Here is a 24,712-nt window from a genome sequence, read left to right as displayed (position 1 = left end):
TCGGACCCCTCTGCCACACTGACCCCGCGCACACCGATCGGGAGGGCTTCTCATGACGGCACTGTGGATTCCGCCGGTGTACGGGGACACGGAGGCGGCCGTCGCACTGCTGCGCGCGTACTTCACCCGGCAGCGGGCCAAAGGCGGCGCGTACTACTCCGGCGCCCACTTCGAGCGGCTCGCCGGCGGCGGCGACCGCCCGGAGACGGCGGACGGCTTCACCGCCGACGACCTGGTCGCGATCACCATGCTGAGCGTCTCGGTCGACGCGCACGGAGCGGTCGAGCTGCTCACCGACCCGGACGGGCACTGGCACCGGCTGCTGTCCGCCATCCCCCGCGACGCCCGGCTGGAGGATCCGGCCTGCGCCCCGCTGATCGCCCCCGACGGGCCGGCCACCGAGCTGTGGGAGCGGCTGGTGAACCCGCGCGGCGCCTACCCGGGCAAGCCGGACGGGGTCGGCGCGGTGGTCGCGGGCAAGCTGCTGGCCCGCAAGCGGCCGCATCTGATACCCGTCTACGACATCCGGGTGAAGACCCTGTTCCGGCGCCCGAAGGTCGACGCCACCTTCTGGTCGGCGCTGGCCGACGCCCTGCGCGCGGACGGCGGGGCGCTGCACGCCCGGTTGGCTGAGCTCCGCCGGAAGTCCGGGATCGGCGAGGACATCGGCGTGCTGCGGGTGTTGGACGTCATCGCCTGGATGCACCAGGGCGCGATTGAGGTGGCGGCCGTGGGGTAGACGCAGCGGGGCCGCCGAGGCCGCTCCATCCCGCCCCACCCCCGCCCGGTCACCCGCATCGACGACGCGAAGTGGCAGGCGCAGGCTGCCTGGCCAAGGCTGGGCCCGGGGGTCTCACATGAGATGGGTACGGTGCCGATGTTCGATACGAGCTTTGCGTTCCCGCGTTCGCTGGAGAAGCCGGTGGCCGGTGCCCGGGGCCGGGTGGCCGTGGTCGGGGCGGGTGTCGCCGGCCTGGTGTGCGCCTACGAGCTCCAGCGCCGCGGGTTCGACGTCGTCGTGTACGAACGGGCGAACCGGCCGGGCGGGCGGGTGCGCACCCACCGCTTCTGGGACGGCACCCACATCGACCTCGGGGCCATGCGCATCCCCGGCAACCACCACTGCGTGCTGCACTACGTCTCCCGGTTCCGGCTGGCGACCCGCCCGTTCGTCAACGCCAACCCGCGCGCCTACTACCATCTGCGCGGCCACCGGGTCCGGGTGCAGGACGTGGCGACGCTGTTCCCCGCGTACGACCTGCGCCCGACCGAGCGCCGAGCACCGGGCCCGGTGCTGAACCACCTGCTCGGCTCGGTGTGGCGCACCCTGACCGTGGAGCAGCAGCGCCGCACCCTGGAGGGCCACTGGGACGACCCGGCGCTGGAGCGGGCGGCCTCGGTGTCGCTGTGGCAGTTCGTCCACGAGCACCTGTCGCAGGACGCCTGGGACCTCATCGGCCACGCCAGCGGCCTCGCCCACTACGAGCAGTCCTCGCTGCTGGAGGTGCTGGTCGACTACTTCGGCCTGTTCCACCGGGGGCAGGTCGAGCTGGTGGACGGGCTGGACGCGCTGGTCCACGCCTTCGTCGGCGCGCTGCGCCCCGGCACGCTGCGGCTGTCCACCCAGGTGGAGGAGCTGGCGCTGACCGCCGACGGCGTCCGGCTGCGCGGCCGGCGGATCGGCGCCCGGCTCCAGGAGGACTTCGACTACGCGGTGTGCTGCGTCCCGGCGCCCGCGCTCGACCGGATCAGCATCGCCCCGGGCCTGCCGCACGCCCAACGGCACGCCATCCGCGGCGTCAGCTACGCGAGCAGCATCAAGACCGTCCTGCACCTCACCCGCCGCCGCTGGGAGCTGGAGGACGGCATCCACGGCGGCGGCAGCTTCACCGACCTGCCGATCCAGCAGTGCTGGTACCCCTCCGACAACGCGGTGCTGGTGAAGAAGGACGGGGTCAACGGCGGCTCCGGCCCGCGCTGGGCGGTGCGCGACCCGCTGCGCTCGGCCGAGCCCACGGCCCTGCTCGGCGCGTACCTGTGGGGCGCCAACGCCCGCCGCTTCGCCGCGCTGGAGCCGTCCGACCGGGACGCCCTGGTACTGGAGTGCCTGGAACGGCTCCATCCGGGTATCACCGGAGACGTGGACGACATCGTGCACTGCAACTGGGACGTGCAGACCGGCATGGGCGGCGGCGCCTTCGCCCACCTGACGCCCGGCGAGCACACCCGCTACCTGACCGTGCTCGGCTCCCCGTACCCGGCGGAGCGGCCGCGGGTCTTCTTCGCCGGCGAGCACCTGTCCGGCGCCCACGCCTGGTGCCAGGGCGCGGCCCAGTCCGCCCTGGGCGCGGTGGGTGCGCTGCTGGAGCGCGCCGGGCACCCCGGGATCACCACCCCGGTGGGGGCGGTGTGACGGAGGGCGGGGACGACGGGGGGCTGGGGCGCGCCGAGTTGCTGGCCCCGTTCCGGCCGGGCCGGAGCGAACTGGTCGGCATCGAGGTCGAGTGCGGCCTGGTCGACCCGGCCACCGGGCTGGCCGCCCGCTACTTCGGTGAGCGCGGCGTGCTGGCCGTCCTGGAGGCGGTGCTGGCCCGGTGGGGCGGCGAGCGGCAGGAGGACGCCGGGCAGCTGACCGGTGTCCTGCTGCCGGACGGCAGCCAGATCACCCTGGAGCACGGCGGCCAGCTCGAATACTCCTCGACGCCGGTGCCGTCCGTGGCCAAGGCGGTGGACGACCTGCGCGCCGCCCTGGAGCAACTCGCCGAGCTGGTCGGGCGGTTCGGCCTCGCCCTGCTGCCCGGCGCCAACCTGCCGTTCGACCGGCTGGCCGACATGCGGTGGGTGCCGATGACCCGCGGCGCCATCATGCGGGAGTACTTCGACGCGCTGGGCGAGCCGGGCAGCCGGGCCCGCTACATCATGGCGCTGTCGCTCTCCACCCAGGTCACCCTGGACTACCTCTCCCCCGCGGACCTCACCCGGAAGCTGCGGATGCAGATGGCGGCCGCCCCGGTGGTCTCCGCGCTGCTCGTCAACTCGCCCGTCCAGGAGGGGAGTCCGAGCAGCGGCCTGCTCTCCCACCGGTGCTGGGCCTGGCTGCGGATGGACCCGAAGCGAGGCGGCGTGCTGCCGCCCGCGCTGCGCCCGGACGTCACCGCCGAGTCCGTCGTCGACTGGGCGCTCGACCTCCCACTGATCCACTACCGCACCCCGGACGGCCGCTACCACCGGGCGCCCGAGCGCAGCTTCGCCGAACTGCTGCGGCACGGCTACGACGACGGGTCCCGGCCGACGACGGCGCACTGGGCCGCCCACCTCGACCAGATCTGGACCAACACCAGGGTCCGCAACACCCTGGAGCTGCGCGCCTCGGACGGACCGCCGTACCCCTTCATCCCGGCCGTCCCGGCGCTCTGGGCCGGGCTCACCTACCACCCCGAATCCTGCGCCGCCGCCTGGGAGTTGCTCGGACACTACACCGTGCACGACCATCGGGCGGCGCTCGCCGAGCTGCCCGCCCTCGGGCCGGCCACCCGGCTCGGCGGCGACCCGGTCCGCCCACTGGCCGCCGAACTGCTGCGGCTGGCGCGGGCCGGCCTGGCCGCCCGGGTCGCGGCCGGCCTCGAACCGCCGCACGTGCTCGGGTACCTGGACCCGCTGGACGAGATCGCGGCCACCGGACGGACCTTCGCCGAGCAGTGCCGCGAGCGCTGGCACGGCGAGTTCCGGCACGACCCGGCCCGCTGGGTCGCCGCGTACCGGGTCTGAACCCGGGCACCGGCGCCGCGTCAGCAGACCGTCAGCGGAGCATCAGCAGCCCGTCAATCCGGGCCCCGGCGGGCGCGCGGCGGCGCAAGCTGGACGCACCCACCTGCAAGACCGCAGGTCGCCCCGGAGGTGAGCCGCATGTCCGTCCCCGCCACGTTCCATTCCGCCGCCGCCTCCGGGGTGCGCCGCCACGGCCTGCGCACCGCGTTCATCCGGGTGCTGGAGCGGCTGGCCGCCAGCCCGCTCGACAGCACCGTGCTCGGCGCGCTGGGCGCACCCCGCCCGGTCGGCCGCGACAACGACCGGGGCCCTCGCGCCGGCTGACCGGCCCCCGCCGCCATTCGGCGCAGCGCTCCCCGGCGCGGCACGGCCCCGGTCTCAGGGCCCGCCTATGGTGGGCGAATGACCGACCGCCGGGCCGCCCGGCCCGCCGTCGCCCGGACGGGCCACCTCCTCGCCGCCTTCGCCTTCGCCGTCTGCATGGCGGGCACCACCCTGCCCACCCCGCTGTACGGGCTGTACCAGGAGAAGCTCGGCTTCTCGGAGCTGACGGTGACGGTCGTGTTCGCGGTGTACGCCTTCGGCGTCATCGGCGTGCTGCTGCTCGTCGGCAACGTCTCCGACACGGTCGGACGCCGTCCGGTGCTGCTCTGCGGGCTGGCCTGCTCGGCCGCCAGCGCCGTCGTCTTCCTGACCGAGGACAGCGTCGCGACGCTCTGCCTGGGCCGCCTGCTGTCCGGATTCTCCGCGGGCCTGTTCACCGGCGCCGGGACGGCGTACGTGCTGGAGCTCGCACCGCCCGGGCGGCCGACCCGCGCGGGCTTCGTCGCGATCGCCGCCAACATGGGCGGGCTCGGCTGCGGGCCGCTGCTGTCGGGCCTGCTCTCGCAGTACGCGCCGCACCCGCTGGTCCTGCCGTTCGCCGTGCACCTGGGGCTGCTCGCCGTCTCGTTCGCGCTCACCCTGCTGCTGCCGGAGACCGTCGCCGGCGCCCGCCCGCTGCGCACCGCCCGGCCGAACCGGCCGGCCCTGCCGCCGGAGGTCCGCCGGGTGTTCGTGCCGGCCGGGGTCGCCGCCTTCGCCGGCTTCTCGCTGATGGGCCTGTTCACCTCGGTCAGCCCCGCGTTCCTGGCCGCCGGCCTGGGCGTGCACAACCGCGCGGTGGTCGGGCTGGTCGTCTTCACGGCCTTCCTCGCCTCCACCCTCGGCCAGCTGCTGGTGCCCCGGCTCGGCACCGCGCGGGCGGTCCCGCTGGGCTGCCTGGTGCTGATCGGCGGGCTGGCCCTGCTGGCCGCCTCGCTCGCCCGGGAGGCCCTCCCGCCGCTGGTGCTCAGCGCCCTGGTGGGCGGCGCCGGGCAGGGCATGGGCCTGCGCGGCGCGGTGGGCGAGGTCGCCGCCGCCGCGCAGGCCCAGCACCGCGGCGGCGCCCTCTCGGCGCTGTTCGTGGTCGCCTACTTCGGCATCTCGATCCCGGTCATCGGGGTGGGCCTGCTCACCGGACCGCTCGGCCTGGCCGAAGCGGGTCTGGTCTTCGCCGGCTGCATGGCGGCGCTCGCCGCCGTCTCGGGCGCCTACCTGCTGCGCCTGGCGCACGCCCGCCCGTGACAGCGATCCACCCGCCCGCGAAAGCGCGCCGCCCGCGCGTGAGGTGCCGTCCGCGCGCGCTTGCCACCGCGGCCGGGTACCGATAGACACGATCCAGACACCCTGCGTGACATCGGGAGGCCCTGCCATGAGCGTGACGAGTCGGTACCGGGACGCCTGGGAGGGCTTCTGGCGTGACGCACCCGAGGAGCCCGGCTCGGTGATCTGGGACGCGGAGCCGGCCCTCGCCGCCGAGCGCCACCTCGCGCTGTTCCGCCCGCACCTGATCGACCCCACCCTGCCGGTCATCGACCTGGGCTGCGGCAACGGCACCCAGACCCGCTTCCTCGCCGAGCGCTTCCCCCTCGTCCTCGGGGTCGACCTGTCCGCCGCCGCCGTCGACCTCGCCAAGCGCTGCGACCCGGCCGCGCGGGCCGCGTACACCCGGCTGGACGCCACCGACGCCGAGGCCGTCCGGGCGCTGTACGACCGCCTCGGCGACGCCAACGTGTACGTGCGCGGCGTGATCCACCAGAGCGAGCCGGCCGACCGCCAACGGGTGGTCGAGGCCATCGCCACCCTGCTCGGGGTCCGCGGCCGGGCCTTCGTGGTGGAACTCTCCGAGGCGGCCAAGGGTGTGCTGACCGGCCTCGTCCGCGACCCGGCCGGCCCGCCCCCGAAGCTGCGCCCGGTGTTCTCCCACGGCCTCGCCCCCGCCGAGGTCGCGGACGCCGCCTTCCCCGAGCTCTTCCGCGCGGCCGGCCTCGCCGTCCTCGCCGCCGGCGAACTGCCGTTGACCACCACCGAGTCCACTCCCGACGGCGCCCGGATCGACCTGCCCGCCCACTGGCTGGTCGCCGGGCCCGAGGGCTCCGCCCCCTGAGCGGCTGCTTTCGGCCATCCTCCGGACCGGCCCGCACCGGCCCGCACCGGCCCTGGCGGCCGGGTCGCGGCTGGTCATCCGGCGTCTCCTCAAGACCCGTCCGCCACCGGGATCCTGGCGCATTCGCGGGCCCGCGGCCACCAGGGTGCTCGAACGATCGGGGCCCTCGTGTTCTGCTTCCGGCACACGACAGCACAGGAGTCCGATCGCATGGGATCACCCACGGCCGAGGAGTCGTCCGTACCGGCGACGCGCCGGCACCGTCCGCTGCTGCTCCTGGTCACCGAGCAGCTGACGAGTTCGGTGGGGCGTCAGGTCACCGCGCTGGCGCTGCCGCTGCTGGCCATCGCCCACCTGCGCGCCGGACCGCTGGGCGCCTCGGCACTGCTGGCGATGGCCTACCTGCCCGGCGTCCTGCTCAGCCCGCTGATCGGCGTCGCCGTCGACCGGGCCCGGCTGCGCCGGATGCTGGTCTCGGTGGCCTGGCTCCAGCTGCCCGCGATCGGCAGCGTGCCGCTCGCGGCCGCGCTGGACGGCCTGACCTGGCCGCACCTGTTCGCGGCGGCCGCCGCCTCCGGCGCCCTGAGCTCGGCCCAGAGCGTCGCGGCGCAGTCCTGCCTGCCCCGCGTGGTGCCCCCGGAGCGCCTGCTGTCGGCCAATTCCTCGCTCACCGGGGCCCGGACGGTCGGCCTGATCGGCGGGCCGGCCCTCGGCGGCCTGCTGATCAGCCTGGTCGATCCGGCTCCGGCGCTGCTGGTCGAATGCGCCGCCTACCTGGTCGGCGGCGCCCTGTTCCTCGCGCTGCCGGCCTCGCTCAACCACTCGGCGCAGCAGCCGGGCAGCGGCGCGCGCTCCCGTGTCGAGGCCCTGAAGGAGGGCCTCGCGGTCATCCGCCGGGAGACCCTGCTGCGCCGGCAGGCGCTGGCCGCGGCCGGGCTCAACCTGGGCGGCGGGGCCGGCGCCGGCCTGTTCGTCCTGTACGCCGACCGGGAGTTGGCGCTGCCCCCGTGGCAGCTCGGCGCGGTCTACGCCGCGTACGCCGTCGGCACGGGCGTCGGCGTGCTGGTGGCGGCCTCCGTCACCCGGGCGCTGGGCATGGCCCGGACCATCCGGTGGTGCGCCGTGGGCGCGGGGGCCGCCCTCTTCCTGATCCCGGCGGCCTCCCTGGGGCTGCCCTTCCCGGTCCTGGTCCTGTACCAGCTGCTCTTCGGGCTGCTGGCCACCGTGTGGTCGATCGCCATGACCACCGGGCGGCAGCTCGTCACCCCCGCCCATCTGCTGGGCCGGGTCAACGCCTTCCTCCAGGCGGTGCTGACCGCCACCGTGCCGGTCGGCGCCTTCGTCGGCGGCTGGCTCGCCTCCCGGGTCGGCATCGTGCCGGTGCTGGTCGGGGCGGCGGCCGTCGCCCTGGCGGGCGCGAGCAGCCTCTGGTTCCCGCGCGACGTGCTCACCGGGATCGAGCGGGCGGCGGAGAGCTCCCGGGGGCCCGCCGTCGCCTGACAGCGGTGACGGCGGGCCCCGGCCCCGTTACGGCTACGGCTACGGCTACGGCTACGGCTACGGCTACGGGACGTCCACCAGCACCCGGCCGTGGACTCCGGCGTCGACGTGCTCGTGCGCCTTGGCGATGTCGCTCAGCGGGTAGCGGGCGCCGGTCGCGACGGTGAGGGCGCCGACCGCGGCGGCGGCGGTGAGGTCGCGGGCGGCCTGCCGCTTGGCCTCCACGGGGAAGTCGTCGCTGCCGAACAGCCGCAGCGTGACGTTGTTGAACAGCAGCGGCCAGAACGGGATCTCGGTGCGGTCGGCGCGGGTGGCGTACCCGGCGATGACCGCGTCGTTGCGGACCACGGCGCAGTCCAGGTCCGCGTTGTCGGACAGGGCCACCTCGATCACCCGGTCGACGCCCTCGGGGGCGAAGGCGCGGATCGCGCCGGCCGGGTCGGCCGCGTCCAGCGCGACGGTGTGGGCGACGGCCGCCGGGTCGACCCGCTCGACGTCGCCGCCGCGCCGCACCGTGCCGATCACGGTGGCCCCCGCCCAGTGCGCGAGCTGCGCGACCATCGAGCCGACCGCGCCGAGGACGCCGTGCACCAGGACCACCTTGCCGTCGACGGGCCCGTCGGCGAAGACGGTGCGGTGCGCGGTGACGCCGGGGATGCCCAGGCTCGCGCCGAGGTCGTCGGAGAGGTGGTCCGGCAGCGGAACCGCCAGGTCGGCGGGGACGACGGTGTACCGCGCGGCGGTGCCGAAGGCGCGGTAGGACTGCGCCCCGTACACCCACACCCGGCGGCCGGCCAGGCGGGCGTCCACCCCCTCGCCGACGACGTCGACGACTCCGGCCGCGTCGCTGTGCGGGACCACCCGCGGGTACGGCATCGACGAACCGAGCCAGCCGCGCCGCTTCTTGGTGTCCCCGGGATTGACCCCCGACACCGTGACGCGGACCCGGACCTCGCCGGGGCCGGGAACGGGGTCGGGCAGTTCGCCGAACCGCAGCACCTCGGCGGCGGGGCCTTGCTGGTCGTACCAGGACGCGATCATCTCAGTCCTCGAAGGTCAGTGGGTCTGGGCTGTAGGGAAGTTGGCGCCGGTGGTCGGACCAGCGCGGCGGGGCGGATGTGTGTGGTCGGCTCACCTGTTGTCGGCGGCCCCTCCGACCGCACCGTGAAGACACCCCCTCCGCTCAGGAAACGCGGGGGTGCCGGAGTTAGGGGATCGTGGAAATGACTGCCGTGAACACCATGCGGCGCCTTCGACCGGAGGTGCCGGACGCCGCTGTCGCCGAGTTGTGCGCCGAACTGTTCGCCCTGCTGCCGCGAGCGGACCAGCGTGAGAAGGGGGCACAGTACCTGTACGGCCTGCTGACGGCCGACGGACGCAAGACCGCGCGCAACATCGCCGCCCATGTCGGGGGCGGTTCGGCCGAGCAGAGCCTGCATCACTTCGTCTCCTCGTCCACCTGGGACTGGATGCCCCTGCGGGCGGTGCTGTGCCGGTACCTGGAGCGGGTGCTGCGGCCGCGCGCCTGGGTGGCGCGCCCGTTGGTCATCCCGAAGGCCGGACGCCACTCGGTCGGCGTGGCCCGGCGGTTCGTGCCCAGCCTCGGCCAGGTCGTCAACAGCCAGGAGGCGCTGGGGATCTGGGCCGTCGACGAGGAGGCGAGCGCGCCGGTGCACTGGCGGCTGATGTGCCCCGAGGAGCGCCGCGGCACGGGCACCGGCCCCGGCCGGCAGGGCTCCGGGGTCGACCACCCCACGGTCACCGACGCGGAGTGTGTCGCGGCCACCGCCCTGGAGGTGCGCGGGTGGGGTACCGGCACCCCCCGCCCCGTCGTCGTGGACCTTCCGGACTGCGACCCGCGCGCCCTGGTCCGCCACTTCGCCGCCGCGCGGATGCCGATGCTGGCCGCCGTCAGCGGGGCGACCCGGGTGACGATAGCCGACCCGGGCCGGCTGCCCGGCGACACCGACCGGGAGGTCTCCGCCCAGCAGTTGCTGAAGATGATCCGGGCCATGCGCCGGCCGGTCGTCTGGCGGGATCCGGAGAGCGGCGAGGCCCGCACCAGCCTGGTGGCCACCGTCCGGGTCACCCTGTCGCCGTCGGCGCCCGGTGGCGGGGGTCGGGTGCTGCTGCTCGGCGAGTGGAGCGATCCGCACGGCTGGCCGCAGCGGTACTGGATCAGCAACCTGACCGAGGGCACCTCGGGGGCGCTGCTGCGCCTGACGAAGCTGACGCTGCGCGCCGAGCACGACTTCTCCCGGATCTCGGTGCCGGTCGGGCTCGTCGACTTCGAGGGGCGTTCCTTCAACGGCTGGCACCGGCATATCACCCTGGCCTCCGCCGCCCACGCCGTCCGCGCCCTGACCGCGGCCCCGAGGCTGAACGAATCGCCGTGTGATGACCCCGAGTTGCGGGTCAGTGAGCTGCGCACCGCCGACCGGGTCGAGCCGTTCCCGTACGAGGGCCCCACCGCCGTCAGCCGCGCGCGGGGGCAGCTCGGTGGCGTTCCTGTTTCCGGGTCAGGACGCGTCGGGTTCGGTGGAGTTGGAGGGCCAGTTGGACCTCCAGTGCCTGAGCCGGTTCCTGCCACTTCTCACCGAGCAGCTCGGTGATCCGCTCCAGGCGTCGTGACACGGTGTTGGGGTGCACATGGAGCCGCTCCGCCGCGTAGGTGGGGCTGCCGCCCGAGGCGAAGTACTCCTCCAGCGTCCTCGCCAGTTCGGTGCGCTGGAGGTTGTCGTAGTCGAGCACGGCGCCGATGGTGTGGCTGATGAAGTCGCCGGTGTCGGGGTTCTCCGACAACAGCAGCCCGAGGAAGCCGAGTTCCTGCGGCGAGGCGGTGCTGCCGACCCCGCCGAGGGCGACCACGGCGTCCAGGCAGCGCCTGGCCTCCTGGTACGTGGTGGCGATGGCCGCCGGGCTCCCGGCCGGGCCGGAACTGCCGGCCGTGACCCGGCGGCCCAGCACCGAGGACAGCTCCTTGGACAGCGTGGCCGAGGCGGCGCCGGGGTCGGTGCCGGGCAGCAGGAACACCAGGCAGTCCCCGGCCAGGGTCCGCAGGCCGCGGTGCCGGTGCGCGTACGCCGACGACCACACCAGGGCCCGGCCCTGGATGCCGCCCTCGGGGCGGGTGGCCACCACGACGTGGGGTTCGTCCAGGTCGAGGGAGAGCCGGCGGGCGCGTTCGGCGACCTGCTCCAGCGCCGACGGGGAGCCGGCGATCAGGTCCCGCAGTAACTCGTCGCGGGCCTGGCCGTCGGCGACGGCCGCGCTGCGCTGCATCAGCAGCAGGACGGCGACGCACTGGGCGACCATGGCGAGCAGCTGGACGAGATGCTGCTCGGCCTCCTCCGGGTTCTCGATCGCGGCGGTCGCAGCGGCCGCGTCGGGGCCCCGGGCGCCCTCGGACTGTTCCGGCGGGACCAGCACCAGGGTGCCGAGCATCTCCTCGCCGGCGGCCGCCGGGGCCACCCACAGACCGCCGGCGGTGCGCACCGGCCGCTGCTCGGCGTGGGCGTCGAGCGAGGCGGTGGCGACGTCGGCCGCGGCCGCCGACTCCGGCACCGCGCCGGCCGCCGCCAACTCCCGCCCGGACGTGTCCCGTACGCTCACCGGGCCGCCCAGGAGCCGGCCCGCCTCGGCGGTGAGCACCTGGAGGTCATTGCCGGCCAGCACCAGGTCGACCAGCCGGCTGTGGGTGCTGCGCAGTCGCTGGGCCAGCTGGGAGGAGCTCCGCTCGCGCTGGGTGTCCTCGGCCACCTCGGCGATCTCCGCACGGGCGCGGTCGAGCAGGCTGGCCTTCTCGATGGCGACCGAGACCAGGTCGGCGAGGGAGACCATCAGCGAGATCTCGTCCGGGCCGAAGTGCCGGACGGAGCGCCCGGCCGCGTACAGGACGCCGGTGACCTCATTGTCGCGCTGGAGCGGCACCGCCATCATGGCCCGCAGCCCCTCGGCCCGGACCACCCCGTCGGTCTCCCCGGCGTGCACGAAGGTCTCGTCGGCCAGGTAGTCGGGCGTCGAGAAGGGCCCGGCCTCCTTCATCGCGCGCAGCCCGAGCCCGCCGGACATCGGCATCCGGAAGCCGACGGTGATCGCCGAGGCCTGGCCGTCGGCGGCGCGCACGATCGAGCCCTCCTGCGCGGGGTCGAACAGCGCCACCCAGGACATGTCGACGCCGAACAGCAGCCGGGTGCGGCGGACGATCACCTTCAGCAGGGTGCCGAGCGTGTACGGAAGGGTCAGGTCACGGACGGTGTCGACCAGCGCCGCGAGTCCCGCCTCGCGCTGCCGGCGGCGCTCGAAGAGCTCCCGGATCCGCAGCGACAGGTCCCGGGCCCGCTCCAGCTCGGCCAGCCGGTCCGGGTCGACGCCGGCGGCCCTGGCATCGGTGACGACCCTTTCGTAACGGTCCGCAGGGGCCTCCGTGACCAGCAGTTCGAGCATGTCGAGCGCGTTCGACGGCGACTCACCTGCGCCCGGGATATCCCGCACCGTGTTCGTTCCCCCCCTTGAACCGAGCAATCAGTCGACAAAATCTAGGTTGGCTGTCATCCAGTGGTCAACCGGGATCGGGCCCGCCGTGCAGGTGAGGGCCCTGTGCGGTGGGTCGGCCACCACTCCTCGTCGCCGACGTTGTCGCCCGACCACCTTCTGGTGAGCGCGCTCCACGGCGAGGCTGATTCCAGCGCCACGGCCGTGGCGGGAGGGCCGCCCCGGCGGGCGGTCGTCGATGAGCATGGGGGAGAGAGATGTCGCAGGCACAGCTGGAAGCGGTCGCCACACTCGGTTCGCGTGACGAGGAGGGCTACGGGCACCGCTCGCTCGGCAACTACGAGCGGTCGCTCGGGCGCAGCCGTGAGTCGCTGACCCGCGAGGACCGGCCCCGGACCTTCACGATGTACGGCCGTGAGTGGGACCTGTTCCCGGAGGTCTTCGCGCCCGTCTACTCGCCCTCGACCCGGGTCGGGGTCGAGTTCCTCGGCCTCGCGGAGCCGGGCTCCCAGCAGGGCGGCTCGTTCCTGGAGATGGGCTGCGGCACCGGTGTGGTGGCCACGATGGCCCTGTTCGCCGGATACGACCGGGCCGTGGCCTCGGACATCAACCCGATGGCGGTGGGCAACGCGGTGGCCAACGCCGACCGGCACGGCGTCGGCCACCGGCTGCGCGCCGTGCAGGGCGACCTGTTCTCCGGCCTGGCGGCCGACGAGCGGTTCGACGTCGTCTTCTGGAGCTCCAACTACGTGCTGGCCCCCGCCGACTACAGCTACCGTTCCTCGCACGAGCGGGCCTACGTCGACCCGGGCTACCACGCGCACCGCCGGTACCTGTCCGAGGCGCCGCTGCGGGTGACCCCGACCGGCCGCGCCCTGCTGCACTTCAGCGACCGCGGGGACGTGCGGGCGCTGTACCGGGCCGCGGAGGAGACCGGCCGCACGTTGCGTCTGCTGGCCGCCCGCCCGGTCCGCGAGGCCGAGTACGGCGACGACACGGTCGAGCACCTGCTGTTCGAGATCGTGCCGCGCACGGTCTGAGACGTACCGACACGGCCACCGACGAACAACCCGAGGACACACGTGCGCACGCTGCTGATCGACAACTACGACTCGTTCACGTACAACCTCTTCCACCAGCTGACCGAGGTGAACGGCCGGGAGCCCGAGGTCGTCCGGAACGACGACCCGGCCTGGCGCCCGGCGCTGCTCGCCGGGTTCGACAACGTGGTGGTCTCGCCCGGTCCCGGCACCCCGCACCGCGCCAGTGACCTGGGCATCTCCCGCGAGATCGTGGCGTACGCGCGGCAGCCGCTGCTCGGCGTCTGCCTCGGGCACCAGGCGATCGGGCTGCTGCACGGCGCCGAGGTCCACCGGGCGCCGGAGCCGCGACACGGGCGCACCTCCCCGGTGCGGCACTCCGGCACCGGCCTGTTCCGCGGGGTCCCCTCCCCGATGGAGGTGGTGCGCTACCACTCGCTCACGGTGAGCGCGCTGCCGCCCGAGCTGGAGGCCACCGCCTGGACGCCGGACGGCGTCCTGATGGGGCTGCGGCACCGGCTGCGCCCGATGTGGGGGATCCAGTTCCACCCGGAGTCGATCTGCACCCGCGACGGCACGCGACTCCTGCGCAACTTTGCCGAGTTGAGCCTTCCCCACGTGGGACGGCACCCGCTGCGCCGGCGCCCCAGCGGGATCGTCTGGCCGGTGCGGCCCACCCCCGAGCCGCCCGCGCCGGAGCAGCCCGTCCCCGACCAGTCGGTGCGGCGGCAGCCGGCCCGGCAGCTCGGCGTGCTGGTGGAGCGGGTACCGACCCGCTGGAGCGGCGAGGCCGCGTACGCCGCGCTGTTCCGCGGCGGTGACCACGCCTTCTGGCTGGACAGCAGCCGGCTCGACGAGCGGCGCGGGCGGTTCTCCGTGATGGGCGACGCCTCCGGGCCGCTGGGCCGGGTGGCCACCGCCGACGTGTCCAGCGGGACGGTGAGCGTGCGGTCGGACTCGGGCACCGAGGTGTCGGCGGGCGGCTTCCTCGACTGGCTCCAGCGGGACCTGGGCGGAATCCGCACCGAAGTGCCGCCGCTGCCCTTCGACTTCGCGCTCGGCTGGGTCGGCTACCTCGGCTACGAGCTCAAGGCGGAGTGCGGCGGCGACGCGGCGCACCGCTCGCCGGATCCGGACGCCACGATGGTGTTCGCGGGCCGGGCGCTGGTCCTGGACCACGCCACCGGAACCACCTACCTGCTGGCGGCGGCCGAGGACGGTGTCGCCGGCAGCGCCGAGGCGACGCGGACCTGGCTCGGCTGGGCGCTGGGGCGGCTGGAGCGGGAGGCGGCCGGACGGCGGCCCGAGGTGCTCCCCGCCGCCGAGGGGTCCCCGGCGGGTGCGGTCGCGCTGCGGCACGACCGGTCTTCCTACCTGGACCTGGTCGGGGTCTGCCAGGAGGAGATCGCCGCGGGCGAGACGTACGAGGTGTGCCTGACCAACAGGGCTGAGGTGCGGGGAAGTTACGACCCGTGGCAGAGCTATCTGCGGCTGCGCCGGGACCATCCGGCACCGTTCGCCGCGCTGCTCCAGTTCGACGGGCTGCACGTGCTGAGCACCTCGCCGGAGCGGTTCCTGCGGGTCGGCGCCGACGGGGTGATCGAGTCCGAGCCGATCAAGGGGACCCGGCCGCGGGGCGCGGACCCGGCCCAGGACGCGGCGCTGGCCGCCGCGCTGGGCAGCGACGAGAAGGACCGCGCCGAGAACCTGATGATCGTCGACCTGGTCCGCAACGACCTGGGCCGGTGCGCGGTGCCCGGCTCGGTGGAGGCCGAGGACATCTTCCGGGTGGAGACCTACGCGACGGTCCACCAGCTGGTGAGCACCGTACGGGCCCGGCTGCGGCCCGAACTGGACGCGGTGGACTGCGTCCGCGCGGCCTTCCCCGGGGGTTCGATGACGGGCGCGCCCAAGGTGCGCACCATGAAGATCATCGACCGGCTCGAAGGCGGCGCCCGCGGCGTCTACTCCGGCTCCATCGGCTATCTGTCGCTCACCGGCGCCGCGGACTGGAGCATCGTCATCCGCACCGCGCTGATCACCGAGGACCGGGTGCGCTACGGGGTCGGCGGCGCGGTGATCGCCCTGTCCGACGCGGCCGCCGAGTTCGAGGAGACGGCGGTGAAGGCCGCGCCGCTGCTGCACCTGACCGGCGCGGCGTTCCCCGAGCGCGAGCAGGACCGGGCCCGGTCCTGAACTTCCGTACGGCGGTGCCCCCGCGGGTGGGGCACCGCCGTACGCGTTCACGCGGCCCCCGGCCCCGTCCGCTCCAGCTCGCGGGCCACGGCCGCCATGTCGACGCCCAGTTCGGCGAGTTCCCTCATGACGCGGCGCCCCTCGGCGGTCGAGCCCATCAGTGCCTCCCCCGCCAACTCCGCCTCCGCCGCGACCGCTTCGAGCTGCGCCACGCTCAGCACGTGCGCGGTGTTCGCGCCGACCAGCGCCTCCATGTGGCGCGGGGACGGGTCCGTCCAGAGCAGCAGCGGGAGTTGGGCGCCAGCGGTCCTGATGACGCGCCACCAGTCGGTGCTGAGCCGGTCCTCACGGAGCCGGTGCAGGCAGCGGGCCAGCGCGACGGCCGCGGTGCCGCGGGCGGCGACGGCCCGCTGGCCGGGCACCGCCGCGAGGCGCGCGTCGACGGCCTCGTCCAGCCGCCCGACCGGGACCTCGGCGACGAGCGTGATCTCGTGCAACGGCAGACCCGACACGAGTGCCCGCTCGATGCCGACGAAGAAGACGTCGAGGAGCAGCTCGTAGCCCTCCTCCGAGTACACCGGGCCGGCGTGCACCCCGATGCCCTCGGCGAGGCAGTCGCGCATCGCGGCCGCGCCGTCCGGGTCCACGGGCAGCCGGACCAGGACGTTGGCGCGGCCCACCCGCTCGTGCAGGTCGCGGGCCGCCTCGAACAGCTCCTCGGCGCTCGCCCCGGGGCCGACGGCAGGGGCCACCGACACGTGTCCGACCCGCCCGTCCGTCGCGAGGAACGCCGGGAACAGGGCGTCGCAGACACGGTGCAGTACGGCGGGCGGGCCGCCGGTGAGCAGCACGCCCGCGACGAGCTCGCGACGGGCCAGATGGCTCAGGACCTCGATGTCGAAGTCCACTGTGGCGTCGGCCGACAGCCACGGGGCAACTCCCTCGGCTGCCAGCTGGTGAAGCATGGCAATGGCTAACCGGCTGATCATAAGGTCAAGCGTAGGACCACTCGGCGACGCTGTGCCTGTCCCGGATCCGAATCTGTCAGGTCCCCGCGCGCACCGAACGGTTCGGGCGCTGCCGGACCGGACCCCGGTCCGCCGGCGGCCGCCCCTTCCATTCCCGGTATGACATCCCCTCACCCCCCGGGGCAATCCCCGGGGAAAAGGTGACGCAATGCCCGTCAGGTGACTGAAAGGCCGCCACCTGACGAAGTTGCGATATCTCGATGGAGACCGAAGCGAACGATTTCGCACACTCGTCGGCACGACCCCGCCTGAGCGACCACGAGAGCACTGGAGGTGCCACGTGCATAAAGTCGCACAATGGAAAACACGGCCCGCAGACCAACAGCCGACCTGGCCGGACGAAGAAGTCCTGTGGCAGGTCAAAGACGAATTGAGCGAATCCCCGGCACTGGTGCGCGGAGAGGACGTCCGCGTTTTGCGCGGGCTGCTCGCCCGCGCCGCGGCGGGCGAACTCCAGGTGATCCAGAGCGGTGACTGCGCGGAGGACCCGGCCGAGGCGACCATGGGCCACGTGGCCCGCAAGAGCGCGCTCCTCGACGTCCTCGCGGGGGTGATGAAGGGCCGCTCCCACCGGCCCGTCATCCGGGTGGGCCGGCTCGCCGGCCAGTTCGGCAAGCCCCGCTCCAACCCCACCGAGGTCATCGGCGGGGTCGAACTCCCGGTCTACCGGGGGCACATGGTCAACTCCCCGGAAGCCGACCCCGAATCGCGCCGGCCCGACCCGAAGCGGCTGATCAGCGGCTACCGGGCCGCCTCCGACGTGACGGCCATGCTCGGCTGGACCTGCGACGAGGACCCGTCCCTCGTCGACGCCCCCGTGTGGACCAGCCACGAGGCGCTGCTGCTCGACTACGAGTCAGCCATGCTGCGCCCCGAGGCGGACGGCTCGCTGCTGCTCGGCTCGACGCACTGGCCGTGGATCGGCGAGCGCACCCGGCGCCTGGACGGCGCGCACATCGCGTTCTTCGCCGAGATCGCCAACCCGGTCTCGGTCAAGGTCGGGCCCACCATGAAACCCGAGGAGCTCATCGAGCTGTGCGAGCGCCTCGACCCGGAGCACCAGGCCGGCCGGCTCACGCTCATCTCCCGGATGGGCGCCGGCACGGCGGCCGAGCGGCTGCCCGCCCTGGTGCGCGCGGTCCGCGCCGCGGGGCACCCGGTGATCTGGCTGTGCGACCCGATGCACGGCAACACCGTGTCCACTCCGCACGGCTACAAGACCCGGTACGTGGAAACCGTCGTGCAAGAGGTCCGGGAATTCCAGGCGGCGGTCACGGAGAACGGCGGCGTGGCCGGCGGACTCCATTTGGAGACCACTCCGGACGATGTCTTCGAATGCGCACAGGATGCGTCCGAGGCCGACCGGATCGGGGACAAGTACACCAGTTACTGCGACCCGCGACTGAATCCCTGCCAGGCCGCCGACGTGGTTTCCGTCTGGCATGCCTGAGCGATCAGCCGCGGCAGCAGCCGAACAAAGGAGCCAACCGTCATGCAGAAGGAAATAGCTCTGGTCACCGGCGCGGCCGGCGGCATAGGCGCGGCGGTGGTGGAGGCGCTCGCGGGCCAGGGGATCACGGTGGCCGCCGTCGACCGGGACGGCGACCGGCTCGACGCCCTGGTCAAGGAGGCGGCCGAACGCGGCGAGTCCGTCACGGCCTTCGTCGGGGACGTGACGTCCAGCGCGCGGGTGGAGGCGCTGGTGGACGACGTCGAGGCGCGGCTGGGGCCGATCGACCACCTGGTCAACGCCGCCGGCGTGCTGAGGCTCGGTGAGGCACGCGCCCTGACCGACGAGGAGTGGAGCGCCACCTTCGCGGTCAACACCACCGGTGTCTTCTTCGTGTCCCGCGCCGTGGTGAACCGCATGGTCCCCCGGCGCCGGGGCGCGATCGTCACCGTCGCCTCCAACTCGGCCGGCACGGCGCGCACCGAGATGTCGGCGTACGCCGCGTCCAAGGCCGCCGCGACCATGTTCACCAAGTGCCTGGGGCTGGAGGTGGCGAAGTACGGCATCCGTGCCAACATCGTCGCCCCCGGCTCCACCGACACCCCGATGCTCACCGCCATGTGGACCGACCAGAGCAGCGCGCGGGCCTCCATCGACGGGGTCCCGGAGGCGTTCCGGGTGGGCATCCCGCTGGGCAAGATCGCCCGGCCCAAGGACGTCGCCAACGCGGTGGCGTTCCTGCTCTCCGACAAGGCCTCCCACATCACCATGCACGACCTGACGGTGGACGGGGGCGCGACCCTCGGCGTCTGAGCCCTCCGGTCCGCACCCCGCAACCACCAGTCCCAGTAAGGAGCACCACCTGTGCCAGGCATACCTCCCATCCGCCCCTACCCCCTGCCGACGGCAGCCGACCTTCCGGCGAACACGGTGGACTGGACGGTCGACCCCGACCGCGCCGTGCTGCTGGTGCACGACCTCCAGAAGTACTTCCTCGCCGCGTTCCCGGCCGGGCAGGAGCCCGTCGAGTCGATGGTGCGCAACACCGCGCGGCTGCGCGAGCGCCTCGCCGCCCTCGGCGCGCCCGTCGCCTACACCGCCCAGCCGGGCGGGATGACCGAGGAGCAGCGCGGGCTGCTCAAGGACATCTGGGGCCCCGGCATGACCACCAGCCCCGAGGACCGCCAGGTCGTCGCGCCGGTGGCGCCCGCCGAGGGCGACTGGGTGTTCACCAAGTGGCGCTACAGCGCCTTCCACAACACCGAGCTGCTCCAGCGGATGCGCGACAGCGGCCGCGACCAGCTGGTCATCTGCGGGGTGTACGCGCACGTCGGCGTCCTGATGACCGCCCTGGACGCGTTCAGCCACGACATCCAGCCGTTCGTGGTGGCCGACGCGATCGCCGACTTCGGCCGGCGCCACCACCGGATGACCCTTGAGTACGCCACCGCGCGCTGCGCCTCGCTCGCCCTGACGGACGACCTGCTGGCCTCGCTGCCGCTGCCCGCCGAGCGCGAACTCGCGCTCTCCGGAGGTGCGGTGTGACGGACGACCTGCTCGGCCGGGTCCTCGCACCGGACCCGGGCCCCTTCGCCCTGGTCCACCGCCCGGACACCACCGGCCCGGACCGCCTCGACGTGCTGCTCGGCAGCGTCGGCGAGGTCGCCGCCCTGGCCGACATCCCGCTGGACGACGACGCCCCGGCCGGGGACGGACCGCGCCAGGAGGTGCTGGCGCTCGTCCCGTACCGGCAGATCGCCGAACGCGGCTACGCGGCACGCGACGACGGGACGCCGCTGCTGGCGATGACCGTCGAGGCGCAGGCCGTCGTCGATCTCGACGAGGTGCGCCTGCGCATCCCCGACGCGCCCGTGCGGCTCGCCGCCGGCGGCGCCTTCGACGTCGACGACGAGGCCTACGCCGAGATCGTCCGGCGGATCATCAAGGACGAGATCGGCACCGGCGAGGGCGCCAACTTCGTCGTGAAGCGGACCTTCGTCGCCGACATCGGCGAGTACTCGGTCGGCGCCGCGCTGCGCCTGTTCCGGCGGCTGCTGGAGCGCGAGTCGGGCGCGTACTGGACGTTCATCGTGCACACCGGCGAGCGCACCCTCGTCGGGGCCTCGCCCGAGCGCCATGTGAGCGTGGTCGGCGGCCGGGCCGTGATGAACCCGATCAGCGGCACCTACCGCTACCCCGACTCGGGGCCCACGCTGCCCGGCGTCATGGACTTCCTCGCCGACCGCAAGGAGGCCGACGAGCTGTACATGGTCGTCGACGAGGAACTGAAGATGATGGCCCGGGTGTGCGAGAACGGCGGCAGCGTCGTCGGTCCGTACCTCAAGGAGATGGCGCGGCTCGCCCACACCGAGTACTTCATCGAGGGCCACACCACCCGCGACCCACGCGAGGTGCTGCACGAGACCCTCTTCGCGCCGACCGTCACCGGCTCCCCGCTGGAGAGCGCCTGCAAGGTGATCGAGCGGTACGAGCCCGAGGGCCGCGGCTACTACAGCGGCGTCCTGGCGCTGATCGGCCGGGACGGGCAGGGCGGCCGCACCCTGGACACGGCGATCCTGATCCGCACCGCCGACATCGACGCGCGCGGCCGGATGCGCATCGGTGTCGGGGCCACCCTGGTGCGCCACTCCGACCCGCTGTCCGAGGTCGCCGAGACCAGGGCCAAGGCCTCGGGCCTGCTGGCCGCCTTCGGCGAGACGGCCCCGCGCCGGTTCGGCTCCCACCCCTCGGTGCGGGCCGCGCTGGACGGGCGCAACGCGGGCCTGGCCGGCTTCTGGCTGGCGCCGGACGCCGACCGGCAGCACGGCGCGGAGCCGCTCGACGGGCGGCGGGTGCTGGTGGTCGACGCCGAGGACACCTTCACCGCGATGCTCGGGCACCAGCTGCGGGCCCTCGGCGCCGAGGTGACGGTCCGCCGGTTCGACCAGCCGTACTCCTTCGACGACCACGACCTGGTGGTGCTGGGGCCGGGGCCGGGCGACCCGAGGGAGATCGACCACCCGAAGATCGCCCACCTGAGCCGGGCGGTGGACACCCTGCTCGCCGAGCGGCGGCCGTTCGCGGCCGTGTGCCTGAGCCACCAGGTGCTCAGCCTGCGGCTCGGCCTGCCGCTGGTGCGCCGGGAGCGGCCGAACCAGGGCGTGCAGCGGGAGATCGACCTGTTCGGGCGCCGCGAACGGGTCGGCTTCTACAACACCTTCGCCGCCCGCAGTGCCGGCACCGTCGTGGAGGCGCCCGGCATCGGCACGGTCGAGGTCAGCCGCGACCCGGCCGGCCACGAGGTGCACGCGCTGCGCGGGCCCGGGTTCCGCTCGATGCAGTTCCACCCGGAGTCGGTGCTCACCGCGGACGGGATGCGCATCCTCGGCGAGGCGCTCGGCGGGCTCGTCGGCGAGCCGGCGCGGCAGCCGGCATGAACGACGCTGACGGGCTGAAGGCGACCGTGGTCTGGTGGGAGCTGGCCGGGACGGGTCGGACGATCGGGTCGATGCGGGAGTTCCTGCGCGAGGAGGCCGTCGACCGGTTCGCCGCGGTGGAGGGGCTCCGGCTGAAGTTCTGGATCTCCGACCTCGCCACCGAGCGCTGGGGGGCGGTGCTGCTCTGGGAGTCGGCCGAGGCCGCCGCCCGGCCGCTGCCCGCGCGGGCCGCCGAGCTGATCGGGCGGCCGCCGGCGCAGTGGACGCTGTTCGACGTCGAGGCGACCGTCGAGGGCGTGCACGCGCTGCCCCGCCTGGCTGGGTACGGACTGGCCCTGGAGCCGGCCGGTCCACCGCGGTCCCCGGCACCGTGACCCCGCCCGGATCGCCCGGCGGGCCCACCCTCGTGGGCCTGCCGGGCGATTCGCCGTTTCCGCCTGCCGGGCGATTCTTCGACGCCGCTCGCCCCGGATCCGGTCAGGCCTCGTCGACCGGGCGCCCGTGCAGTGCCGTGCGGCGCAGCACCACGGTCATCGCCTTGAGCGTGCCGCAGAAGTCGCTGTCCAGGTCGCGCAGGTACTCGCTCTGCGACAGCGCGGTCTCGGTCGGGCCCTCGTCCAGCGTGATGCTGAGGGTCAGGGTGAGCCGGCCGGTGTCGTCGGTGCCGATCCGGTTGCGGATCACCGAGAGGTCGGTCGCGTCCTGGTGCCGGAAGGTGATGACGCCGGCCTCCTCGTTCGGGGTGACCCGTTGGACGAGGAAGCGCTCGCCGCGGCACGACTCGCGCAGGAACCCGTCGGGGTACCGCTCCACGATCCGGGAGGACGTGATGGCGGGCACGTACAGGACGGGGTTCTCCGCCTTGTGCAGCATGGCCCGCCACAGGCCGTCCCGGGTGGGTTTCCGGTGCGTCTCCCGGTCCATCCCGTCGATGACCCGGGTCCATGAAATCGTCAGCACTGGAATTCCCTTCGGTCTGCACCGTACCTGCCGAGGGGAAGTGTCGAAGAGTTCTCCGGAGATCGGCAAACACCGCACGAAAACTCCGTCAGATGCGCGGGACGACCTGACAGGAAAGCCGGTGATTCGTTGCCGCTCAGTGGAGTCGGCGGCAGCCTCGAAGGTGAATGGCGACGCCAGAAGAAAAGGGGAACGTCGATGTCGACACGATTCGCCGGCCAGGTCGTCCTGGTGACGGGAGGCGGCGAGGGGATCGGGCGGGCCGCGTCCATCGCCTTCGCCGCCGAGGGCGCCACCGTGGTGGTGGCCGGGCGGTACCCGGAGACCCTGGACGCGACCTGCGAGCTGATCGCCCGCCAGGGCGGAAAGGCCGACCGGGTCGTGGCCGATCCTTCGGGCCTGGGCGAGGACGGCGCGCAGTACATCGTCACCGAGACGGTGCGCCGGCACGGCGCCCTCGACGTGGCCTTCAACAATGTGACCGAACTCGGCCCCACCCAGCCCGTCGGGGAGATCTGCGAGAAGGTCTGGTCGCAGACGCTCACCGCCAATCTCACCGGCGTCTGGCTGGCCATGAAGCACGAGATCGCGCACATGGAGCGGGCCGGCCACGGCGTCATCGTCAACACCGCGAGCAACATCGGCGCGCAGGGCATGCTGCCCGGACTCGGCGCGTACGCCGCGTCGAAGGCCGCGGTCAGCGCGCTCACCCTGACCGCGGCCCGCGAGTACGCGGACCGCGGCATCCGCATCAACGCCATCAGCCCCTGCCCGCTGGGCCGCGGGGCGCGCGTCGAGCAGATCGCCGACACGGTGCTCTGGCTGGCGTCCGACGAGGCGTCCTACATCGTGGGCCACGACCTCGTCCTGGACCTGAAGACGACGGTGTGACCCACCCCGTACGTGCGCGGTGCCCCGGCCTGGCAGAGGCCGGGGCACCTTTGTGTGCGCGGTCCCGTGCGCTTTCGTTCGGGGGGGGGGGGGATCGCGGGCATGCGGAAGGGCCCGGACGCGTGAACGTCCGGGCCCTGGAACGTGCCGCGTCGGATCAGGCCGTCCGGAGGCCCTTCTCCCGCATCATCGCGACGGTCTTCTCGATGGAGCCGGCGTCGGTGATGTCGAAGTCGTCCAGCTCGATCCCGTACGTCCGGGTGAGGATCACGGCGAGCTCGACGAGGTCGAGGGAGTCCAGCTTCATCGTCTCGAATTCGGCGGTGACGTCGACGTCGGCCACCGGGATCTCGAACTTCTCGGCCATGATCGTGGCGATGTGCTCGACGATCGTGTTCTCGGCGAGGACGGTCATGGGGTCCACCTTTCGGGTCGTGTCGGGTGATGTCGGTTCGGGTTGATGTCCGGCCACACCAGGGCCGTGGAGCCCCAGGCCAGGCCGCCGCCGAAGGCGGTCAGCAGCACGCGCTCGCCGGGGCGCAGGTCGCCGGCGGCGGCCGCGTCGGCGAGGGCCAGCGGGATGGACGCGGCGGAGGTGTTGCCGACCCGGTCCAGGTTCACGATGGCGCGCTCGCGGTCGATGCCCAGGTCGTCGGCGACCGCGTGCAGGATGCGGACGTTGGCCTGGTGGCCGACCAGCCGGTCGACCGTGTCGCCGGCCCAGCCGAGCCGCTCCAGCAGCGCCCTGGACGAGCCGCCCATGCTGGTCACCGCCTGGACGAACACCCGCTTGCCCTGCATCGTGAAGTAACTCCCGGCCGGGTCCGGCGGGTTGCCGCCGGAGCGCTGCCGGGAGCCGCCGCCCGGGATGGCGATCAGGTCGTGCTGCCCGCCGTCGCTGCCCAGGTCGAAGCCGAGCAGCGCGCCGGGCTCGTCGGCGCGGCCGGCCTCCAGGACCACGGCGCCGGCGCCGTCCCCGAAGATCACCGCGGTGTTGCGGTCGGCCGGGTCGAGGATGCTGGAGTAGGTCTCCGCGCCGATCACCAGCACCCGGTCCGCGACGCCGGCGAGGATCAGCCCCGCCGCGTTGGCCAGGGCGTACACGAAGCCGGCGCACACGGCGGCGATGTCGTACGCCGGCACCCGGCCGAGGCCGAGCCGGGCGGCGACCCAGGGCGCGGTCGCCGGGCAGGGGTGGTCCGGCGTGGTGGTGGCGAGGACGACCGCGTCCACGGTGTCCACGCCCGCCGACTTCAGCGCCCTGGCCCCCGCTTCGACGGCGAGGTCGCCGGTGGCCGTACCGGGCTCCACCCAGTACCGCTCCCGGATGCCGGTGCGGGTGCGGATCCACTCGTCGCTGGTGTCCATCCGCTCGGACAGCTCGTGGTTGGTGACCACGCGCGGCGGCAGGAAGGTGCCGAGGCCTCTGAGGACGGCGGCTGGCCGCGCGTCGGCTTCCGGTCGGTGTGGGTCGGTCATGG

21 protein-coding genes and 1 pseudogene are annotated in these 24,712 nt (G+C 73.8%); 16 read left to right on the top strand and 6 right to left on the bottom strand.

Translation table 11 applies throughout. From position 1 onward, the window contains the following. Window positions 1–52 precede the first annotated feature (52 nt). The 7 genes from QWJ13_RS18635 (at window position 53) to QWJ13_RS18605 (ending at window position 7,735) form a co-directional block, all read left to right on the top strand. Entirely contained in the window at window positions 53–739 is a 687-nt protein-coding gene (locus QWJ13_RS18635; protein WP_316525760.1) for a DUF6308 family protein, read from the top strand. A 138-nt stretch (window positions 740–877) separates the two neighbouring features. Next, complete coding sequence (locus QWJ13_RS18630; protein WP_316525759.1) at window positions 878–2,413, top strand: flavin monoamine oxidase family protein; 1,536 nt, start codon at window positions 878–880, stop codon at window positions 2,411–2,413. Next, on the top strand, window positions 2,410–3,768 hold the full coding sequence (locus QWJ13_RS18625; RefSeq protein WP_316525758.1) for a glutamate-cysteine ligase family protein: 1,359 nt from the start codon (window positions 2,410–2,412) through the stop codon (window positions 3,766–3,768). The genes QWJ13_RS18630 and QWJ13_RS18625 overlap by 4 nt, the downstream gene beginning before the upstream one ends. 138 nt (window positions 3,769–3,906) lie before the next feature. Next, a complete protein-coding gene (locus QWJ13_RS18620; RefSeq protein ID WP_316525757.1) occupies window positions 3,907–4,092 on the top strand; it encodes a hypothetical protein in 186 nt (61 codons plus the stop codon). A gap of 78 nt (window positions 4,093–4,170) precedes the next feature. Then, window positions 4,171–5,373 (top strand): MFS transporter, encoded by a 1,203-nt coding sequence (locus tag QWJ13_RS18615; RefSeq protein WP_316525755.1) that lies wholly within the window; start codon window positions 4,171–4,173, stop codon window positions 5,371–5,373. 127 nt (window positions 5,374–5,500) lie between these two features. After that, window positions 5,501–6,235, top strand: a complete 735-nt coding sequence (locus QWJ13_RS18610) for a class I SAM-dependent methyltransferase (RefSeq protein WP_316525753.1) — start codon at window positions 5,501–5,503, stop codon at window positions 6,233–6,235. 210 nt (window positions 6,236–6,445) lie between these two features. Further along, complete coding sequence (locus QWJ13_RS18605; RefSeq protein ID WP_316525752.1) at window positions 6,446–7,735, top strand: MFS transporter; 1,290 nt, start codon at window positions 6,446–6,448, stop codon at window positions 7,733–7,735. Window positions 7,736–7,798: 63 nt separating this feature from the next. Here the strand turns inward: QWJ13_RS18605 and QWJ13_RS18600 are convergent, their stop codons facing one another. Then, on the bottom strand, window positions 7,799–8,776 hold the full coding sequence (locus QWJ13_RS18600; protein ID WP_316525750.1) for an NADPH:quinone reductase: 978 nt from the start codon (window positions 8,774–8,776) through the stop codon (window positions 7,799–7,801). A 182-nt stretch (window positions 8,777–8,958) separates the two neighbouring features. Here QWJ13_RS18600 and QWJ13_RS18595 point away from each other — a divergent pair. Further along, a pseudogene (locus QWJ13_RS18595) lies at window positions 8,959–10,143 on the top strand (IS701 family transposase); the annotation flags it as partial. Window positions 10,144–10,210: 67 nt separating this feature from the next. Here the strand turns inward: QWJ13_RS18595 and QWJ13_RS18590 are convergent. Then, entirely contained in the window at window positions 10,211–12,229 is a 2,019-nt protein-coding gene (locus QWJ13_RS18590) for a helix-turn-helix domain-containing protein (protein WP_316525748.1), read from the bottom strand. A gap of 257 nt (window positions 12,230–12,486) precedes the next feature. On the opposite strand from QWJ13_RS18590, the gene QWJ13_RS18585 reads away from it, so the two are divergent. Both QWJ13_RS18585 and pabB read left to right on the top strand, forming a co-directional pair. Then, window positions 12,487–13,269 (top strand): methyltransferase domain-containing protein, encoded by a 783-nt coding sequence (locus QWJ13_RS18585; protein WP_316525746.1) that lies wholly within the window; start codon window positions 12,487–12,489, stop codon window positions 13,267–13,269. Window positions 13,270–13,311: 42 nt separating this feature from the next. Further along, window positions 13,312–15,465: an aminodeoxychorismate synthase component I gene (gene pabB, locus QWJ13_RS18580; protein WP_316525744.1), complete on the top strand. Its 2,154-nt coding sequence runs from the start codon at window positions 13,312–13,314 to the stop codon at window positions 15,463–15,465. A 47-nt stretch (window positions 15,466–15,512) separates the two neighbouring features. On the opposite strand, the gene QWJ13_RS18575 is transcribed toward pabB, so the two are convergent. After that, window positions 15,513–16,454 carry a transaldolase family protein gene (locus tag QWJ13_RS18575; RefSeq protein WP_316525742.1) on the bottom strand — a complete coding sequence of 314 codons (942 nt, stop codon included), beginning with the start codon at window positions 16,452–16,454 and terminating at the stop codon, window positions 15,513–15,515. A gap of 319 nt (window positions 16,455–16,773) precedes the next feature. On the opposite strand from QWJ13_RS18575, the gene QWJ13_RS18570 reads away from it, so the two are divergent. Genes QWJ13_RS18570 through QWJ13_RS18550 form a run of 5 tightly spaced genes read left to right on the top strand, consistent with a single transcriptional unit; the run spans window position 16,774 to window position 21,754 of the window. Then, window positions 16,774–17,943 carry a 3-deoxy-7-phosphoheptulonate synthase gene (locus QWJ13_RS18570; RefSeq protein ID WP_316525740.1) on the top strand — a complete coding sequence of 390 codons (1,170 nt, stop codon included), beginning with the start codon at window positions 16,774–16,776 and terminating at the stop codon, window positions 17,941–17,943. A gap of 42 nt (window positions 17,944–17,985) precedes the next feature. Next, window positions 17,986–18,756 carry a 2,3-dihydro-2,3-dihydroxybenzoate dehydrogenase gene (locus QWJ13_RS18565; protein WP_316525738.1) on the top strand — a complete coding sequence of 257 codons (771 nt, stop codon included), beginning with the start codon at window positions 17,986–17,988 and terminating at the stop codon, window positions 18,754–18,756. Window positions 18,757–18,807: 51 nt separating this feature from the next. Beyond that, a complete protein-coding gene (locus tag QWJ13_RS18560; protein ID WP_316525736.1) occupies window positions 18,808–19,488 on the top strand; it encodes an isochorismatase family protein in 681 nt (226 codons plus the stop codon). Beyond that, window positions 19,485–21,380 (top strand): anthranilate synthase family protein, encoded by a 1,896-nt coding sequence (locus QWJ13_RS18555; protein ID WP_316525735.1) that lies wholly within the window; start codon window positions 19,485–19,487, stop codon window positions 21,378–21,380. The genes QWJ13_RS18560 and QWJ13_RS18555 overlap by 4 nt, the downstream gene beginning before the upstream one ends. Continuing rightward, a complete protein-coding gene (locus tag QWJ13_RS18550) occupies window positions 21,377–21,754 on the top strand; it encodes a hypothetical protein (RefSeq protein WP_316525733.1) in 378 nt (125 codons plus the stop codon). The genes QWJ13_RS18555 and QWJ13_RS18550 overlap by 4 nt, the downstream gene beginning before the upstream one ends. Before the next feature lie 103 nt (window positions 21,755–21,857). Here the strand turns inward: QWJ13_RS18550 and QWJ13_RS18545 are convergent, their stop codons facing one another. Then, window positions 21,858–22,340 (bottom strand): AtaL-like protein, encoded by a 483-nt coding sequence (locus QWJ13_RS18545; protein WP_316525731.1) that lies wholly within the window; start codon window positions 22,338–22,340, stop codon window positions 21,858–21,860. Between the two features lie 198 nt (window positions 22,341–22,538). Between QWJ13_RS18545 and QWJ13_RS18540 the strand changes: the two genes are divergently transcribed. Beyond that, window positions 22,539–23,231, top strand: a complete 693-nt coding sequence (locus QWJ13_RS18540) for an SDR family NAD(P)-dependent oxidoreductase (protein WP_316525729.1) — start codon at window positions 22,539–22,541, stop codon at window positions 23,229–23,231. A gap of 157 nt (window positions 23,232–23,388) precedes the next feature. Here the strand turns inward: QWJ13_RS18540 and QWJ13_RS18535 are convergent, their stop codons facing one another. Together QWJ13_RS18535 and QWJ13_RS18530 are read right to left on the bottom strand one after the other, a co-directional pair. Next, the gene (locus QWJ13_RS18535) at window positions 23,389–23,646 is read right to left on the bottom strand and encodes an acyl carrier protein (protein ID WP_316525727.1); all 258 of its coding nucleotides are present in this window, start codon (window positions 23,644–23,646) and stop codon (window positions 23,389–23,391) included. After that, window positions 23,643–24,710, bottom strand: a complete 1,068-nt coding sequence (locus tag QWJ13_RS18530; protein ID WP_316525726.1) for a beta-ketoacyl-ACP synthase III — start codon at window positions 24,708–24,710, stop codon at window positions 23,643–23,645. Before QWJ13_RS18530 ends, QWJ13_RS18535 begins: the two co-directional genes overlap by 4 nt. Between the last annotated feature and the right edge of the window lie 2 nt (window positions 24,711–24,712).

Origin of the sequence: Kitasatospora brasiliensis (assembly GCF_032654805.1) — a bacterium.
Lineage (GTDB): Bacteria > Actinomycetota > Actinomycetes > Streptomycetales > Streptomycetaceae > Kitasatospora > Kitasatospora brasiliensis.
Note: the sequence above shows the minus strand (reverse complement) of the source record. Positions and strands in the feature narration are given on the sequence as shown.

Coding starts and splice junctions, on each gene's coding strand:
- QWJ13_RS18540 (WP_316525729.1), top strand. CDS start 22,539: ATGTCGACACGATTCGCCGGCCAGGTCGTCCTGGTGACGGGAGGCGGC.
- QWJ13_RS18635 (WP_316525760.1), top strand. CDS start 53: ATGACGGCACTGTGGATTCCGCCGGTGTACGGGGACACGGAGGCGGCC.
- QWJ13_RS18600 (WP_316525750.1), bottom strand. CDS start 8,776: ATGATCGCGTCCTGGTACGACCAGCAAGGCCCCGCCGCCGAGGTGCTG.
- QWJ13_RS18585 (WP_316525746.1), top strand. CDS start 12,487: ATGTCGCAGGCACAGCTGGAAGCGGTCGCCACACTCGGTTCGCGTGAC.
- QWJ13_RS18530 (WP_316525726.1), bottom strand. CDS start 24,710: ATGACCGACCCACACCGACCGGAAGCCGACGCGCGGCCAGCCGCCGTC.
- QWJ13_RS18575 (WP_316525742.1), bottom strand. CDS start 16,454: ATGATCAGCCGGTTAGCCATTGCCATGCTTCACCAGCTGGCAGCCGAG.
- QWJ13_RS18605 (WP_316525752.1), top strand. CDS start 6,446: ATGGGATCACCCACGGCCGAGGAGTCGTCCGTACCGGCGACGCGCCGG.
- QWJ13_RS18565 (WP_316525738.1), top strand. CDS start 17,986: ATGCAGAAGGAAATAGCTCTGGTCACCGGCGCGGCCGGCGGCATAGGC.
- QWJ13_RS18535 (WP_316525727.1), bottom strand. CDS start 23,646: ATGACCGTCCTCGCCGAGAACACGATCGTCGAGCACATCGCCACGATC.
- QWJ13_RS18620 (WP_316525757.1), top strand. CDS start 3,907: ATGTCCGTCCCCGCCACGTTCCATTCCGCCGCCGCCTCCGGGGTGCGC.
- QWJ13_RS18630 (WP_316525759.1), top strand. CDS start 878: ATGTTCGATACGAGCTTTGCGTTCCCGCGTTCGCTGGAGAAGCCGGTG.
- QWJ13_RS18615 (WP_316525755.1), top strand. CDS start 4,171: ATGACCGACCGCCGGGCCGCCCGGCCCGCCGTCGCCCGGACGGGCCAC.
- QWJ13_RS18610 (WP_316525753.1), top strand. CDS start 5,501: ATGAGCGTGACGAGTCGGTACCGGGACGCCTGGGAGGGCTTCTGGCGT.
- QWJ13_RS18550 (WP_316525733.1), top strand. CDS start 21,377: ATGAACGACGCTGACGGGCTGAAGGCGACCGTGGTCTGGTGGGAGCTG.